This is a genomic window from Mycetocola sp. Y719, assembly GCF_056713205.1.
In genome coordinates this window covers 35,543-49,077 of record NZ_JBWYGY010000003.1, presented here as the reverse complement: position 1 = coordinate 49,077, position 13,535 = coordinate 35,543, and the positions used below count along the sequence as shown (strand labels likewise).

The 13,535-nt window shown below is 67.0% G+C and carries 13 protein-coding genes and 1 pseudogene; 11 read left to right on the top strand and 3 right to left on the bottom strand.

Annotated features, from left to right (window positions below; all coding sequences use genetic code 11):
* The first annotated feature begins 48 nt into the window (after positions 1-48).
* The 7 genes and pseudogenes from dnaK to AC1M0F_RS12060 all read left to right on the top strand — a co-directional run.
* Positions 49-1,920 (top strand): molecular chaperone DnaK, encoded by a 1,872-nt coding sequence (gene dnaK / locus AC1M0F_RS12090; protein ID WP_480238504.1) that lies wholly within the window; start codon positions 49-51, stop codon positions 1,918-1,920.
* 2 nt (positions 1,921-1,922) lie between these two features.
* Positions 1,923-2,549: a nucleotide exchange factor GrpE gene (locus AC1M0F_RS12085; RefSeq protein WP_480238503.1), complete on the top strand. Its 627-nt coding sequence runs from the start codon at positions 1,923-1,925 to the stop codon at positions 2,547-2,549.
* Between the two features lie 5 nt (positions 2,550-2,554).
* The gene (locus AC1M0F_RS12080; RefSeq protein ID WP_480238502.1) at positions 2,555-3,544 is read left to right on the top strand and encodes a DnaJ C-terminal domain-containing protein; all 990 of its coding nucleotides are present in this window, start codon (positions 2,555-2,557) and stop codon (positions 3,542-3,544) included.
* 5 nt (positions 3,545-3,549) lie between these two features.
* Positions 3,550-3,963 (top strand): heat shock protein transcriptional repressor HspR, encoded by a 414-nt coding sequence (locus tag AC1M0F_RS12075; protein ID WP_480238501.1) that lies wholly within the window; start codon positions 3,550-3,552, stop codon positions 3,961-3,963.
* 216 nt (positions 3,964-4,179) lie between these two features.
* Positions 4,180-5,298: a DUF2062 domain-containing protein gene (locus AC1M0F_RS12070; RefSeq protein ID WP_480238500.1), complete on the top strand. Its 1,119-nt coding sequence runs from the start codon at positions 4,180-4,182 to the stop codon at positions 5,296-5,298.
* Positions 5,299-5,302: 4 nt separating this feature from the next.
* Positions 5,303-6,445, top strand: coding sequence for a class I SAM-dependent methyltransferase (locus tag AC1M0F_RS12065; protein WP_480238499.1), 1,143 nt, complete (start codon positions 5,303-5,305; stop codon positions 6,443-6,445).
* 9 nt (positions 6,446-6,454) lie between these two features.
* Positions 6,455-7,303, top strand: a pseudogene (locus tag AC1M0F_RS12060) (DUF817 domain-containing protein); the annotation flags it as partial.
* Here the strand turns inward: AC1M0F_RS12060 and AC1M0F_RS12055 are convergent.
* From AC1M0F_RS12055 to fgd, 3 genes are read right to left on the bottom strand one after another with little or no spacing between them, the layout of a single operon-like run.
* Positions 7,304-7,948: an NADPH-dependent F420 reductase gene (locus AC1M0F_RS12055; protein WP_480238498.1), complete on the bottom strand. Its 645-nt coding sequence runs from the start codon at positions 7,946-7,948 to the stop codon at positions 7,304-7,306.
* A complete protein-coding gene (locus AC1M0F_RS12050; RefSeq protein ID WP_480238497.1) occupies positions 7,945-8,703 on the bottom strand; it encodes an MBL fold metallo-hydrolase in 759 nt (252 codons plus the stop codon). Before AC1M0F_RS12050 ends, AC1M0F_RS12055 begins: the two co-directional genes overlap by 4 nt.
* Before the next feature lie 60 nt (positions 8,704-8,763).
* A complete protein-coding gene (gene fgd, locus AC1M0F_RS12045; RefSeq protein WP_480238496.1) occupies positions 8,764-9,768 on the bottom strand; it encodes a glucose-6-phosphate dehydrogenase (coenzyme-F420) in 1,005 nt (334 codons plus the stop codon).
* Between the two features lie 156 nt (positions 9,769-9,924).
* Here fgd and clpS point away from each other — a divergent pair, with 156 nt between their 5' ends.
* The 4 genes from clpS (at position 9,925) to AC1M0F_RS12025 (ending at position 13,489) form a co-directional block, all read left to right on the top strand.
* Positions 9,925-10,209 carry an ATP-dependent Clp protease adapter ClpS gene (clpS, locus tag AC1M0F_RS12040; RefSeq protein WP_480238495.1) on the top strand — a complete coding sequence of 95 codons (285 nt, stop codon included), beginning with the start codon at positions 9,925-9,927 and terminating at the stop codon, positions 10,207-10,209.
* The gene (locus tag AC1M0F_RS12035; RefSeq protein ID WP_480238494.1) at positions 10,206-10,733 is read left to right on the top strand and encodes a DUF2017 family protein; all 528 of its coding nucleotides are present in this window, start codon (positions 10,206-10,208) and stop codon (positions 10,731-10,733) included. The genes clpS and AC1M0F_RS12035 overlap by 4 nt, the downstream gene beginning before the upstream one ends.
* Positions 10,734-10,765: 32 nt before the next feature.
* On the top strand, positions 10,766-11,980 hold the full coding sequence (locus AC1M0F_RS12030; RefSeq protein WP_480238493.1) for a glycosyltransferase: 1,215 nt from the start codon (positions 10,766-10,768) through the stop codon (positions 11,978-11,980).
* Between the two features lie 129 nt (positions 11,981-12,109).
* Positions 12,110-13,489, top strand: a complete 1,380-nt coding sequence (locus AC1M0F_RS12025) for an LLM class flavin-dependent oxidoreductase (protein WP_480238492.1) — start codon at positions 12,110-12,112, stop codon at positions 13,487-13,489.
* Positions 13,490-13,535 lie beyond the last annotated feature (46 nt).

Genomic DNA, 13,535 nt, shown 5'->3' with positions numbered 1-13,535 from the left:
GCCCCATTCGAATCAGACCGTACCCGGTCTCAAAGGAGATAGAAACACATGGCACGTGCAGTAGGAATCGACCTCGGAACCACCAACTCGGTCGTTGCCGTCCTCGAGGGTGGTGAGCCCACCGTCATTGCGAACGCCGAGGGCCTCCGCACCACCCCGTCGGTCGTCGCGTACACCAAGGACGGCGAGGTGCTCGTCGGTGAGACCGCCAAGCGTCAGGCCGTCACCAACGTCGACAGGACGATCGCATCAGTCAAGCGCCACATGGGCACCGACTGGACCTTCGCCGTCGATGACAAGAAGTACACCCCGCAGGAGATCTCGGCACGGATCCTCGCCAAGCTCAAGCGCGACGCCGAGCAGTACCTCGGCGACACGGTGACGGATGCCGTCGTCACCGTCCCCGCGTACTTCAACGACGCCGAGCGCCAGGCCACGAAGGAAGCCGGCGAGATCGCCGGACTCAACGTGCTCCGCATCATCAACGAGCCGACCGCTGCCGCACTCGCCTACGGCCTCGACAAGGGCAAGGAAGACGAGCTCATCCTGGTCTTCGACCTCGGTGGCGGAACCTTCGACGTCTCGCTGCTCGAAGTGGGCAAGGACGACGACTTCTCGACCATCCAGGTCCGCGCGACCGCCGGTGACAACCGCCTCGGTGGAGACGACTGGGACCAGCGCGTCGTCGAGCACCTGATCAAGCGCTTCAAGGAGACCACAGGCGTCGACGTCTCGAACGACAAGATCGCCAAGCAGCGTCTCAAGGAAGCCGCTGAGCAGGCCAAGAAGGAACTGTCTTCTGGCATGTCCACGTCGATCCAGCTCCCGTACCTCTCGCTCACCGAGAACGGTCCGGCCAACCTCGACGAGACGCTCACCCGCGCCCAGTTCGAGCAGATGACCAGCGACCTCCTCGACCGCACGAAGAAGCCGTTCCAGGACGTCATCCGTGAGGCAGGCATCAAGGTCGGCGACATCGCGCACGTCGTGCTCGTCGGTGGTTCCACCAGGATGCCCGCCGTCTCAGCGCTCGTGAAGGAAGAGACCGGTGGACAGGAGCCCAACAAGGGTGTCAACCCTGACGAGGTCGTCGCCGTCGGCGCCGCACTCCAGGCCGGTGTGCTGAAGGGCGAGCGCAAGGACGTCCTCCTCATCGACGTCACCCCGCTCTCCCTCGGCATCGAGACCAAGGGCGGCATCATGACCAAGCTCATCGAGCGCAACACGGCCATCCCGACCAAGCGCAGCGAGACCTTCACGACGGCGGACGACAACCAGCCGTCCGTCGCGATCCAGGTCTTCCAGGGTGAGCGTGAGTTCACCCGCGACAACAAGAACCTCGGAACGTTCGAGCTCACGGGCATCGCCCCTGCGCCTCGCGGCATCCCGCAGGTCGAGGTCACCTTCGACATCGACGCCAACGGCATCGTGCACGTGTCCGCCAAGGACAAGGGCACGGGCAAGGAGCAGTCGATGACGATCACCGGCGGTTCCTCGCTGGCGAAGGAAGACATCGAGCGTATGGTGCGCGAGGCTGAAGAGCACGCTGCAGACGACAAGGCTCGCCGTGAGGCAGCCGAGACGCGCAACACGGCCGAGCAGCTCGCCTACTCGATCGACAAGCTCATCAAGGAGAACGACGACAAGCTGCCTGAGGACGTCAAGAGCGAGGTCCAGGGCGACGTCGACGCACTGAAGTCCGCCCTCGCGGGCGACGACGAGGCCGCGGTGAAGACCGCGTACGACAAGCTCAACGAGAGCCAGGTCAAGCTCGGCGAAGCGATCTACTCGCAGGCCCAGCAGGCGGAGTCGGCTCCGGCCGAAGGCGCTGAGCAGCCCACCGAGACGGCGTCCGATGAGGATGTCGTCGACGCCGAAGTCGTCGATGACGAGACCGAGACCGAGAGCGACAAGAAGTAAACATGACTGACAAGAACCCGACTCCAGACAACGGTGACGAGGTTCAGCCAGTGGACGAGGGGTCGGAAGCGCGAGCTTCCGACCCTGAGTCGCAGGTGGACTCCGAACTGCCCGAGACGACCGAAGACGAACTGACGGTCCAGGACATCCTCGACGCCGCGCAGGCCGACGGCCTCGACGAGGATCTCGGCGAGCGCGTCGCTGACGCAGATCCTGAGCACGAGCACCTCGTCGACCTCAAGCGTGTCACCGCCGAATACGCCAACTACCGCAGGCGCACCGAGGCGAACCGTGAGGTGGAGCGCGAGCGCGTCACCGGTGATGTCATCAAGCTGCTGCTGCCTGTGCTCGACGACCTCGACCGCGCTGAGAAGCACGGAGACCTCGAGGGCGACGCGCCGTTCGCGACGATCGCGGCGAAGCTGCGTGGGAGCGTCGAGAAGATCGGCCTCGTGCCGTTCGGCGCGAAGGGCGATGCGTTCGATCACAACGTCCACGAGGCTGTCTTCCAGCAGCCGTCGCCGGACGTCGAGGCTGCCACTGTGATCGATGTCGTCGAAACCGGCTACCTCGTCGGCTCGACTCTGCTTCGCGCGGCCAAGGTCGTCGTCGCGGTTCCCGCCGAGTAGACGCGATGGCAAGTCAGGACTGGTTCGACAAGGACTTCTACAAGATCCTCGGCGTCAAGAAGGATGTGACGCCGGAGGAGCTGAAGAAGACCTACCGCAAGCTCGCGCGCAAGTACCACCCCGACTCGAACGCGGGAGACGCCAAGGCTGAATCCCGGTTCAAGGAGGTCAGCGAGGCATACTCGGTGCTCAACGACCCCGAGCAGCGCAAGGAATACGACGCCGTGCGCGCGATGGGATCAGGAGCCCGCTTCACCGCCCCAGGCGGCGGCGGGGCATCCGGTGGCTTCGACGACGTCTTCGGCGGGATGTTCGGTGGCGGCGCACGCGGCACCAGCACCAGCTACCAGCAGGCCGACTTCGAAGACATCCTTGGCGGGATGTTCGGGCGCAGTGGGGGCTTCGGCCAGCCCACGGGCGGATACCGCGGGTTCGGCGGGCCGACGCCCGGCCGCGACGTCACAGCATCCACGACGATCGACTTCCTCACGGCGACCAAGGGTGAGCAGATCACCCTGCAGACTGCCGAAGGCCGCACGATCAAGGTCAACATCCCGGCCGGCGTCGCCGACGGACAGAAGATCAAGTTGCGCGGCAAGGGGCACCCGTCTCCGGACGGCGGCCCTGCCGGCGACCTCGTTCTCACGGTCACCGTGCGCAAGCATCCGGTGTTCGAACGAGACGGGCTCAACCTGCGCGTGAACGTGCCTGTCACGTTCGTGGAGGCCACCCTCGGCGCCACGATCGAGGTGCCGACACTCGGCGGCGACCCCGTGAAACTGCGGGTCGCTCCTGGGACCCCCTCTGGCCGGATCCTTCGGGTCAAGGGCAGGGGCGTATCGACAGCGAAGGGCACCGGCGACCTGCTCGCGGTCGTCCAGGTCGCGGTCCCGTCGCACCTCAGCGCGGAAGCCAAGGCCGCTCTCGAGCACTTCCACGAGCTGGAACCGCACGAGAACCCACGCGAGGACCTCATCCACCGGGCGCGAGGATAACGAGGATGGACGAGAATTCGCCGATCTTCGCGATCGCGATGGCGGCCGAGCTGGCCGGAATGCATCCGCAGACCCTGCGGCAGTACGACCGGCTCGGCCTCGTCTCCCCGACGAGAACCGCGGGCAAGTCCCGCAGGTACTCGATGCGTGACGTCGCACAGTTGCGCGAAGTCGCCCGACTGAGCGCGGAGGGCGTGAGCCTCGAGGGCATCAGTCGCATCCTCACCCTCGAAAACGAGGTGGCGGCGCTGGCCTCGCGCGTCCGCGAACTCGAGCATGCCCTCGCGAGCGAGCTGGTGAAGTCGCCCGGGCGCCGCGTGTTCGCGGCCGGATCGCAGGGCGACGTCGTTCCGCTGAAGAGCGGCACGCGCGCCCAGCGACGCACGGAGCTCGTGATCTGGCGGCCGTTCCAGCGCTAACCGCGGCCGGCATCCCGGACCCGCCAAGCGTCGAGTGGGCCCGAATGGTCGTTCGGATGCCGCGCGGGCAGCCGTTCAGGACCACTCGATTCTGCTGGCTGCCCTTTGGACCCGACCGGCCGGGGCTTTCGGGCTGATCGGAGGCAAAATCCGACTCGGCCGACCGATTTGGCCGCGTGGGTTACGCGGATGCGAACGGGTCGTTAAGCTGGCGGCATGAGCGAGCACGAACAGCACGTTCCCGACAATCCTTCGACCCCAGGAAAGCAGCCGGGTCCTGACCCGACGGCACCGCAGCCGCCGGTGGAACCTCAACCGCCCGCAGCGTCGGACGGCCCGCCGCCCGGATCACCGCTGGCCCCGCCTCCCGGCGCCCCGGCGCCTCCTGCCCCTGACTCGCCCGAGGCTCCGGCACCCGGGCCCATGCAGGCTCCCGCGTACCCGACCGCCGGGTATCCGCAGCAACCGGGCTATCCGCAGCAACCGGGCTATCCGCAGCAACCGGGCTATCCGCAGCAACCGGGCCATGCACAGCAGCCGGCTGCGTATCCGCACCAGCAGCAGGGCTATCTCCAGCAGGCGCCTGGGTACACCCAGCAGCAACCGGGATACGCACAACCGGGGTATCAGCAGCAGGCACCCATCGCGTACGCGCCAGGGCCGACGGTGCCCCGCCGTCCGCCGCTCGGCCCGCGTCAGAAGCGCGGTGCCATGATCGCCGGCGCCGTCTCCTTCACCCTGATGAGTCTCGGGTTCGCCCTGGTGATGATTCCACTGGCCATCGCGGCGTTCGGCGCATTCTTCGGAGCCTTGTTCGGCTGGATCGCCAGCCGCAACCCTGAAGACTTCTCCCAGGACGGCCTCGCCGGCCCTGACGTCGTCGAGCAGTTCGTCCGGGATGCCTGGTCGACGGCGGCTCCCTGGTTCATCGGGATGGTGATTCTCGGCGTGATCATCTGGGTCCTCGGCTACCTGTCCAGTATCTGGATTCTTCGCGGCCACACGGTGAACCGCCCGGTGGCCGTCACCTGGAGCGGACTCGGCATCGCGATCGTCGCCAACGGCTTCATCAGCGGCATCACCTCGCCTCTCCTCAACCTGGGGAACATGTTCACCCCGACCACGAATGTGCCCGAGGGCCTCGGCGACCCCGGCGGGCTCGATTCACTCTCCGACTTCGACTTCACCCCGCTGGTCACCGTTGCCGCTGTCGGCGGCATCGTCAGCCTCATCGTGAGCGCCCTGATCGGGCTGCTCAGCTGGTGGTGGATGGCGCACGCCTTCCGCGAGCGGCCCACGGGAGACACGTCAATGCAGGCGCCACCGATACCCTGATTCAGTGACAGACTTCCCGTTCGACCGGCTCCGCCGGTGGCCAGACGTGGAAGCACCGAACCTCCTCGCGTCAGACGCCACCGACCGGCTCCTCCTCGGCACCGCGGCAGAAGCGCTCGCTGCGTCAGCACCAGGCGACGTCGTCGTGATCGGCGACCGTTACGGGGCGCTGACGCTCGCCGCGGCGACGGCAGGAGCCACAGGCATCCGCGTGCACCAGGACGAGCTGTCCGGTGAGCGGGCACTCGCCGCGAATGCGGACAGCTTCGGGCTGACGGATGCATTCACGAGCGTGCCGCTCGAGGCATCCGCCCTCCGCGGGGCCAGGACCGTCCTGCTCCAGCTGCCCCGCTCACTGGACGCACTCGCCGAGATCAGCGAACTGCTCGCGCTCACCGCGAGCCCGGACGTCGTGATCTTCGCCGGCGGCCGGGTCAAACACATGACCCACGCCATGAACGACGTGCTCGGACGATCCTTCGAGACAGTGGCAGCATCGCTGGCGCAGCAGAAATCACGGGTGCTCGTCGCAAGCGGACCTCGGCATGCGACGGGCGATCCGGCCTGGCCGGCCCGCGAGTTCCACGACGACCTCGGGCTGTGGGTGTGCGCGCACGGAGCCGCATTCGCCGGCACGAAGATCGACATCGGCACGCGGTTCCTGCTCGGCTTCCTCGACTCTCTGCCCGCCGCCAGGGAGGCCATCGACCTCGGCTGCGGCGCCGGGGTCCTCGCCACCGCCGTCGCCCGCGCCCACCCGGACATTCTCGTCACCGCCACCGATCAATCGGCGGCCGCCGTGGCATCCGCACGCCAGACCGCCCTCGCGAACGGTGTGGCCGACCGGGTGAGTGTCGTGCGGGATGACGCTCTGTCCGCGTGGGCGGACGCCTCCGCCGAGCTCATCCTGCTGAATCCTCCGTTCCACGTCGGAGCGACCGTGCACGCCGGCATCGCGGAGAAGCTGTTCCAGGATGCGGCTCGCGTGCTGAAACCGGGAGGCGAACTGTGGACAGTGTGGAACTCCCACCTCGGCTACCGCCAGACGCTCGAACGGCTTCTCGGGCCCACCCGCCAGCTCGGGCGGAACTCCAAGTTCACCGTGACCGTCTCCGTGAGGCGCCGGGCGGAGGACGCCCGCGGGTAGGTTGGACCAATGGCTCGCAGGTTCACGTCGGTCGAACAGCTGATCGACGATGCCGCGCATCGCCTGCTCGATACGGCGCCGACGGACGGCATCCGCTCCAAACTCGTCGAATTCCTGGTCTTCGGAGCGAAACAGGCGTGGGCGTGCGCGTTCGGTGCAGCGCTCCTGGTCGTCATCGTCGCGGCACGGCTGTGGTACCCGGATGACGCGGCGCTCGCCCGCAACGACGCCCTGACCCTCGCCGCCATCGCGATCCAGATCGTCATGGTCGCCGCGAAACTCGAGACCCTGCGGGAACTGCGGGTGATCATCCTCTTCCACGTCGTCGGCACGGTGATGGAACTGTTCAAGACCGACGTCGGATCATGGATGTACGAGGCGGAGGGTATCCTGCGCATCGGCGGAGTGCCCCTGTTCAGCGGGTTCATGTACGCGGCGGTCGGGTCGTACATGGTCCGCGTCTACCGGCTGTTCGACCTGCGCTTCGACCGCTACCCGCGGCGCTGGATCACCGCCATCGTCGCCTCGGCGATCTACCTCAACTTCTTCACGCAGCACTACATCGTCGACCTCCGCTGGCTGCTGCTCGCCGCGGTGATCGTCGTGTACCTGCGGACCGTGATGCACTTCCGCATCTTCCGGCGCACGTTCCGGATGCCGTTGCTCATCGCTTTCGCGCTCGTCGCGATCTTCATCTGGCTGGCCGAGAACATCGGGACGTGGGCGGGCGCCTGGCTCTACCCGGACCAGCTCGATGGCTGGAGCCTCGTCAGTGCCGCGAAACTCGTCTCGTGGTTCCTGCTGATGATCATCTCGGTCGTGCTGGTGGCGTGGGTCTACAAACCACGCCCGCCGGACTCAGTGCCCGCCGGGCCGCTGGGCCTGGGCGATGTCGATCTCGAGCTCCTCGCGGTCGCGCCGCGGCCCGTAGGCGGCCGTTCCGACCTGGATGCGCCAGCTCTCCGCGAGTCCGCCGATGTCGAGCACATCGAATCCGATCGCGTCGATGAAGGCGCCCACGGTGACCTTGGCAGCCGCGTCCTCCCCGGCGACGATGAGGGCCCGCCGTTCAGCGGTCCCCGCTGACTGGGCGTCGTCGGTGATGGCCGACGCGTAGATGTGATTGAACGCCTTCACGATCCTGGCGTCGGTGAAATGCGCCTGCACCAATTCGGAGACCGTCGTCTGCTCCTCGTCGAGCACCGCGATGCGTCCGTCCCGCTGAGGGTAGTAGTTGCTCGTGTCGATGACGACCTTGCCGGCGAGGAGGTCGGCAGGCAGGTTCTCGATCTCCCTGAGCGGGATCGCGACGGCGACGAGGTCGGCCGCCGCGGCATCCGCTGTCGTCCCTGCTGTCGCCCGTTCACCGAGTTCGAGGATGAGCTCGGTGAGGGACTCGGGTCCGCGGGAGTTCGAGACGATCACGTCGTAGCCGTGCGAGACGGCGGCGCGTGCGAGCTGGGAGCCGATGTGGCCTGACCCGATGAGTCCAAGAGTTGTCATGCTGAGTGGAAGCCCTTCTGCGTCGGGTTTGTTCCCTCAGCGGCGGAGTCGATGGCGTCGAGATACGCGAGCTGCGCTTCGACCGAGTACTCGGCGGCGAAGCGGAGTGGAGGGTCGATGTCGGCGTAGACGATGTCAGTCACCGCAGCGACCGTGGCATCTGCGCCGAGCAGCACACGCGCCGACCGCACGTCGTCGAGACGTGAGCGCCGGTGGGCGAGGTACTCGTCGCAGGCTGCCTCGAGATCGGGGAGCATCGGCCCGTGAGCGGGGAGCGCTGTCAGGGGTCCGAGTGATCGGAGCCTCTCGAGCGACGACAGGTACGCCGCGAGGTCGCCGTCGCCGCGCGCGATCACCGTCGAGCCGCGCCCCAGGATCGTGTCACCGGTGAGAATCGACCCGTGAGGTCCATCCCCGCCGATGACGAAGCAGACCGAATCGGCCGAGTGGCCGGGAGTGGCAACGACGCGGATGCTCGTGCCCGCTGCCGCGATGACCTCCCCGTCGAGAAGCGGCGCACCAGCGATGCAGAACGCCGGATCGAACGCACGGACAGGAGCCCCTGTGAGCCGGTGGAGCTCAGCGCTGCCACCCGTGTGATCGAGATGGTGATGCGTGATCAGGATCAGGTCGATCCGGCCAGCGGCCGCCAACCGACCGACATGCCCGGCATCGTCCGGTCCGGGATCGACGATCACGATGCCGCCCGATTCCCGGGCGCCGACCAGATAGCTGTTCGTGCCGTTCAGGGTCATCGGCCCCGGATTCGGTGCCCGTATGGCCCTGGTCAGCGGAGTGTTCTCCCCGAGCATTCCCTAGCCGAGCTCGCGGAGCCGCGGGGCGAGGTCACGCTCGAAGAGGTCGAGGAACCGCTTCTGGTCGCCGCCGGGGCCGTGGAAGACGAGGTGGTTCAGGCCGGCGTCGATGTACGGCTTGATCAGCGAGACGGCTTCGTCGGGGTCGGAGGAGACGATCCAGCGCTTGGCGACCTGTTCGATCGGGAGGGCGTCAGCCGCCGCCTCCATCTCGATCGGATCCTCGATGGAGTGCTTCTGCTCAGGCGTGAGCGAGAGCGGGGCCCAGAAGCGCGTGTTCTCGAGCGCGACATCGCGGTCCGTGTCGTAGGAGATCTTGATCTCGATCATCTTGTCGATCTCGTCGGCATCGCGGCCGGCCTTCGCTGCGCCCTCGGCGACAGCGGGGAGGAGTTTGTCGGTGTACAGCTCCATGCCCTTACCGGACGTGCAGATGAAGCCGTCACCGGCGCGACCGGCGTACCTGGCGACGACGGGACCGCCCGCCGCCACGTAGACGGGCACGCCGCCGTCCGGCACGTCGTAGATCGACGCACCGCGGGTCGTGTAGTACTCGCCGTCGAAGTCGACACGGTCGCCGACCCAGAGCTGGCGCATGAGGTCGACGGCTTCACGCAGGCGGGCGAAACGTTCCTTGAACTCGGGCCACTCGCCCTGGTAGCCGGTCGCGATCTCGTTCAGGGCCTCGCCGGTGCCGACGCCGAGGAAGACGCGGTCAGGGTAGAGGCAGCCCATGGTGGCGAAGGCCTGCGCGACGACGGCCGGGTTGTACCGGAAGGTCGGCGTCATCACCGATGTCCCGATGCTGATGCGCTCGGTACGCTCACCGACCGCGGTCATCCACGCGAGGGAGAAGGGCGCGTGGCCGCCGTTGTGTCGCCACGGCTGGAAGTGGTCGCTCACGGTGACGCTGTCGAATCCGTGCTCCTCGGCCATGACGCCGATCTCGACGAGGTCGCGCGGGCCGAACTGCTCCGCCGACGCCTTCACTCCAAGTTTCAACACGTTCACTCCCGTCGTCGATGGGCGCGATGCCCTTCTGACGACAATACGCAACGACCGGGGAACGCCGCTGAGGATTGTGGTCCTCCGGCCCCGGCGACGGGGCCTCGCCCCGTCCGCGGGCTGTGCTTTGGACGCGTCGAGTGCAAAGCTGGGAGCGTGCCGCAACTAGACCACCGCAAGGACCTCGCCGAGTCGCTCACGCTCGGAACGCCGTGGAACGCTGTGGTGTGGGATGACCCGGTGAACCTGATGACCTACGTTTCGTGGGTGTTCCGCAGCTATTTCGGGTTCAACCAGGCGCGTGCCGACGAACTCATGCTCCAGGTTCACAACTCGGGCAGGGCCGTCGTGGCGACGGGGAGTCGCGAGGAGATGGAACGCCACGTGGTTGCGATGCACGGCTACGGATTGCTGTCGACGCTGGTCAAGGTGCCCGAATGAGAGCGTTCGACGCACTCTCCGGTGGAGACCTCCTTGCCGAATTCGAGGTGCAGGAGGTCGTCGTCTTCACCGACCTCGTGCAGCAGATCATCGGACTGCTCGAGCGGGTGAAGGAAGGCGAGGCGAACGTCGACCCCGGCGTGCTGGCCCGTCTGTTCCCGGATGCATACGCAGACGATCCGGAGGCGGCAGACGAGTTCCGCCGGTTCACCCTCGACGACCTCATCGACCGCAAGATCGAGAACGCCAGGGGCGTCCTCGTCTCGTTCGACAACGCCGAGACCCTCCGGACGGGCGACGGAGAGGTGCGCACCGTGCAGCTCGACCGCGAGTACGCGATGTACTGGCTCGGAACGCTCACTGACCTGAGGCTCGTCCTGGCCACGAGCCTCGGCATCGCCACGGGAACCGAGCCGGACGTCGACTCGGACAACGACTACGTCGAGAGCCTGTACGACTGGTTCGGTTTCGCGCAGGGGTCGCTGCTCGAGGCGCTGGAAGAGGTCGAGGGCATCAGCGGCTGACCGCAGGGTTGCCCGGCTACGCTTGTTGGACCATGCACATTCTGATGTTCAGCGACCAGCACGCGGACTCCCTCGGCGGAGTGCAGGTCTCACTCAGACTGCAGAAGCGTTTCCTCGAGAAGGCCGGGCACACGGTGACGGTCTGTGCCCCGAAGATGCACCGCGAGCATCCCGGCGACCCGGACTACGTCGACACGCCGTCCGTGCCGATCACCCTCGACCGCGAATACTCGATGACTCTCGTCTCCCGCCGCACCGACCGCTTTCTCGACGCGGCACTTGCCACGCGAGCGCCGGTCGACATCGTCCATGTGCAGGCCGACTACTGGGGCGCGATGCTCGGATACCGCTATGCCGCGAGGCACGGCATCCGCACCGTGCACACGTTTCACAACCACATGGAGTTCGGGATCGAGCAGGTCGTCCCGTTCCCCCGGCTGGCGGTGCGTGGGCTGCTCTGGTGGCAGCACCTGGTGCTCAAGCCGACGCGGTCCCGCCTCGCCCCCAGCGCGTGGTCATTCCTCAACGAACTCGCCGTTCGCGCGGATGCCTCGACGGCGCCGAGCGGGCACTTCGCGTCGCTGCTGGAACGGAAGGGCGTCGCCGCGGACGTCGACGTGATCTGGACAGGGGCGGACGACGCCGTGGTCGAAGAGGTGCTCGCCGACGCCGTGCCGAGGCAGCGCTCCCGGCCGCTGTTCGTCTGGATGGGGAGAATGAGCGCGGAGAAGCGAATCCTCGAATATCTCGAGGCGATTCGGGTGGCCGACGTGGACGCCGAGTTCCGGCTGTACGGTGCAGGCCTGCTGCTGTCGAAGGCCCAGGCGTTCGTGCGCGACCACGGCCTCGTCGGCCGGGTACGGTTCGCGGGCAAGGTGCCGTACCGGGATGCCCTCACGGCGATCGCCTCAGCCGACGCCCTCGTGCAGACGTCGATCGGCTTCGAGACCCAGGGCATGACCGTGTTCGAAGCTGCCGCGCTCGGAACACCGTCGATCGTGAGCGACCCGAACATCGCCGGGGAACTCCCGAAGGACACTTACTGGCAGCCGGACGACGGGTCGGTGGCGGCGCTCGCCGAGGTAATCCGTCGCGTGGCCGCCGACGTGGCATCCGGAACGACACTGGTGGTGGAGCCTCAGACCAGCCAGGAGTTCAGGCAGAGCTATCAGACGGCCCGCATGATCGACGTGTACGAGCGGGTGCTCGCCGGTCCGCCCGCGCGCTCAACAGGAACCGCCCGCTGAAATCGGGCGCTTGCTCCTGTCGAGCGTCGCGCGCGAGCAGTTCGTCCTGTTGAGCGCGCCCCGGGTGTTCTGTGACGCCGTGTGTCGGCCCGCCCAGCGCGAAAGCCGGATTCCCCGCACGATGGGACGATGGCCCGTCACATTCGCTTCAATGCCTTCGACATGAACTGCGTCGCCCACCAGTCCCCAGGGCTCTGGCGCCACCCGGACGACCAGTCGCACCGGTACACCGACCTCAGCTACTGGACCGAACTGGCCCAGCTGCTCGAGCGCGGCAAGTTCGACGGGCTGTTCATCGCCGACGTGCTCGGTACCTACGACGTCTATGGCGGCAGCAACGAAGCCGCGCTGCGCAACGGCGCGCAGGTCCCGGTGAGCGACCCCCTGCTGCTCGTCTCGGCCATGGCGGCCGTGACGAAGAACCTCGGCTTCGGGATCACCGCAGGAACGGCCTACGAGCACCCGTACCCGTTCGCACGGCGACTCTCCACACTCGACCACCTCACCAAGGGTCGTATCGGCTGGAACGTGGTCACCGGTTACCTGCCCAGCGCCGCGCGCAACATGGGTCACGACGACCAGGTCGAACACGACGAGCGATACAACATCGCCGACGAATACCTCGAGGTGCTCTACAAGCTCTGGGAGGGTTCGTGGGAGGACGACGCCGTCGTCCGTGACCGCGAGACGGGGATCTTCACCGACCCGGCCAAGGTGCACGAGATCGGGCACGCTGGGAAGAACTTCACCGTGCCAGGCATCCACCTGTCCGAACCGTCCCCGCAGCGCACCCCGGTGATCTTCCAGGCCGGCGCCTCAGGGCGTGGCATCCAGTTCGCCGCCGAGAACGCCGAGGCCATCTTCGTCGGATCGCCGACGAAGGCCGTCCTGAAGTCGACGGTGTCGAAGATCCGGGATGCCCTCGAAGCGGCTGGCCGCGACCGGTACTCCGCGAAGATCTACCAGCTCGTCACGATCATCACCGATGAGACGCCCGAGAAGGCCCAGGCCAAGCACGAGGACTACCAGCAGTACGCCAGCGCTGAAGGCGCCCTCGTCTTCATGTCAGGGTGGATGGGAGTCGACCTGTCCCAGTACGACCTCGACGACCCGATCGGCGACGTGAAGAGCAACGCCATCCAGTCGGCGGTCGCGAACTTCCAGGCGGCATCCGAAGACGGCAGCGAGTGGACGGTCCGTGACATCGCGAACTGGGCCGGGATCGGCGGCCTCGGGACCCGGATCGTCGGTTCGGGGGCCGAAGTGGCCGACCAGCTGCAGTCGTGGGTGGACGAGACCGACGTCGACGGATTCAACCTCGCCTATGCGATCACGCCGGGCACGTTCGAGGACATCGTCGAGTTCGTCGTCCCCGAGCTCCAGAAGCGCGACGCCTACCCGAGCGACTATGAGCCGGGAAGCCTTCGCAACAAGCTCCACGGGCGCGGCGACCATCTCCCGGCCGAGCATCGCGGCGCCGGCTTCAAGGTCAGTCCGACCCTCGCCTGATCGTCTGTCAAGGGTCTTGCCGTCGATATCCCCGCGCGTAGCGTCG

Bases quoted from the DNA above. Each gene is read 5' to 3' on its own strand.
- AC1M0F_RS12055 (WP_480238498.1), bottom strand. From the start codon at position 7,948: ATGACAACTCTTGGACTCATCGGGTCAGGCCACATCGGCTCCCAGCTC.
- dnaK (WP_480238504.1), top strand. From the start codon at position 49: ATGGCACGTGCAGTAGGAATCGACCTCGGAACCACCAACTCGGTCGTT.
- AC1M0F_RS12075 (WP_480238501.1), top strand. From the start codon at position 3,550: ATGGACGAGAATTCGCCGATCTTCGCGATCGCGATGGCGGCCGAGCTG.
- AC1M0F_RS12085 (WP_480238503.1), top strand. From the start codon at position 1,923: ATGACTGACAAGAACCCGACTCCAGACAACGGTGACGAGGTTCAGCCA.
- AC1M0F_RS12050 (WP_480238497.1), bottom strand. From the start codon at position 8,703: ATGACCCTGAACGGCACGAACAGCTATCTGGTCGGCGCCCGGGAATCG.
- AC1M0F_RS12030 (WP_480238493.1), top strand. From the start codon at position 10,766: ATGCACATTCTGATGTTCAGCGACCAGCACGCGGACTCCCTCGGCGGA.
- AC1M0F_RS12070 (WP_480238500.1), top strand. From the start codon at position 4,180: ATGAGCGAGCACGAACAGCACGTTCCCGACAATCCTTCGACCCCAGGA.
- AC1M0F_RS12025 (WP_480238492.1), top strand. From the start codon at position 12,110: ATGGCCCGTCACATTCGCTTCAATGCCTTCGACATGAACTGCGTCGCC.
- AC1M0F_RS12035 (WP_480238494.1), top strand. From the start codon at position 10,206: ATGAGAGCGTTCGACGCACTCTCCGGTGGAGACCTCCTTGCCGAATTC.
- AC1M0F_RS12080 (WP_480238502.1), top strand. From the start codon at position 2,555: ATGGCAAGTCAGGACTGGTTCGACAAGGACTTCTACAAGATCCTCGGC.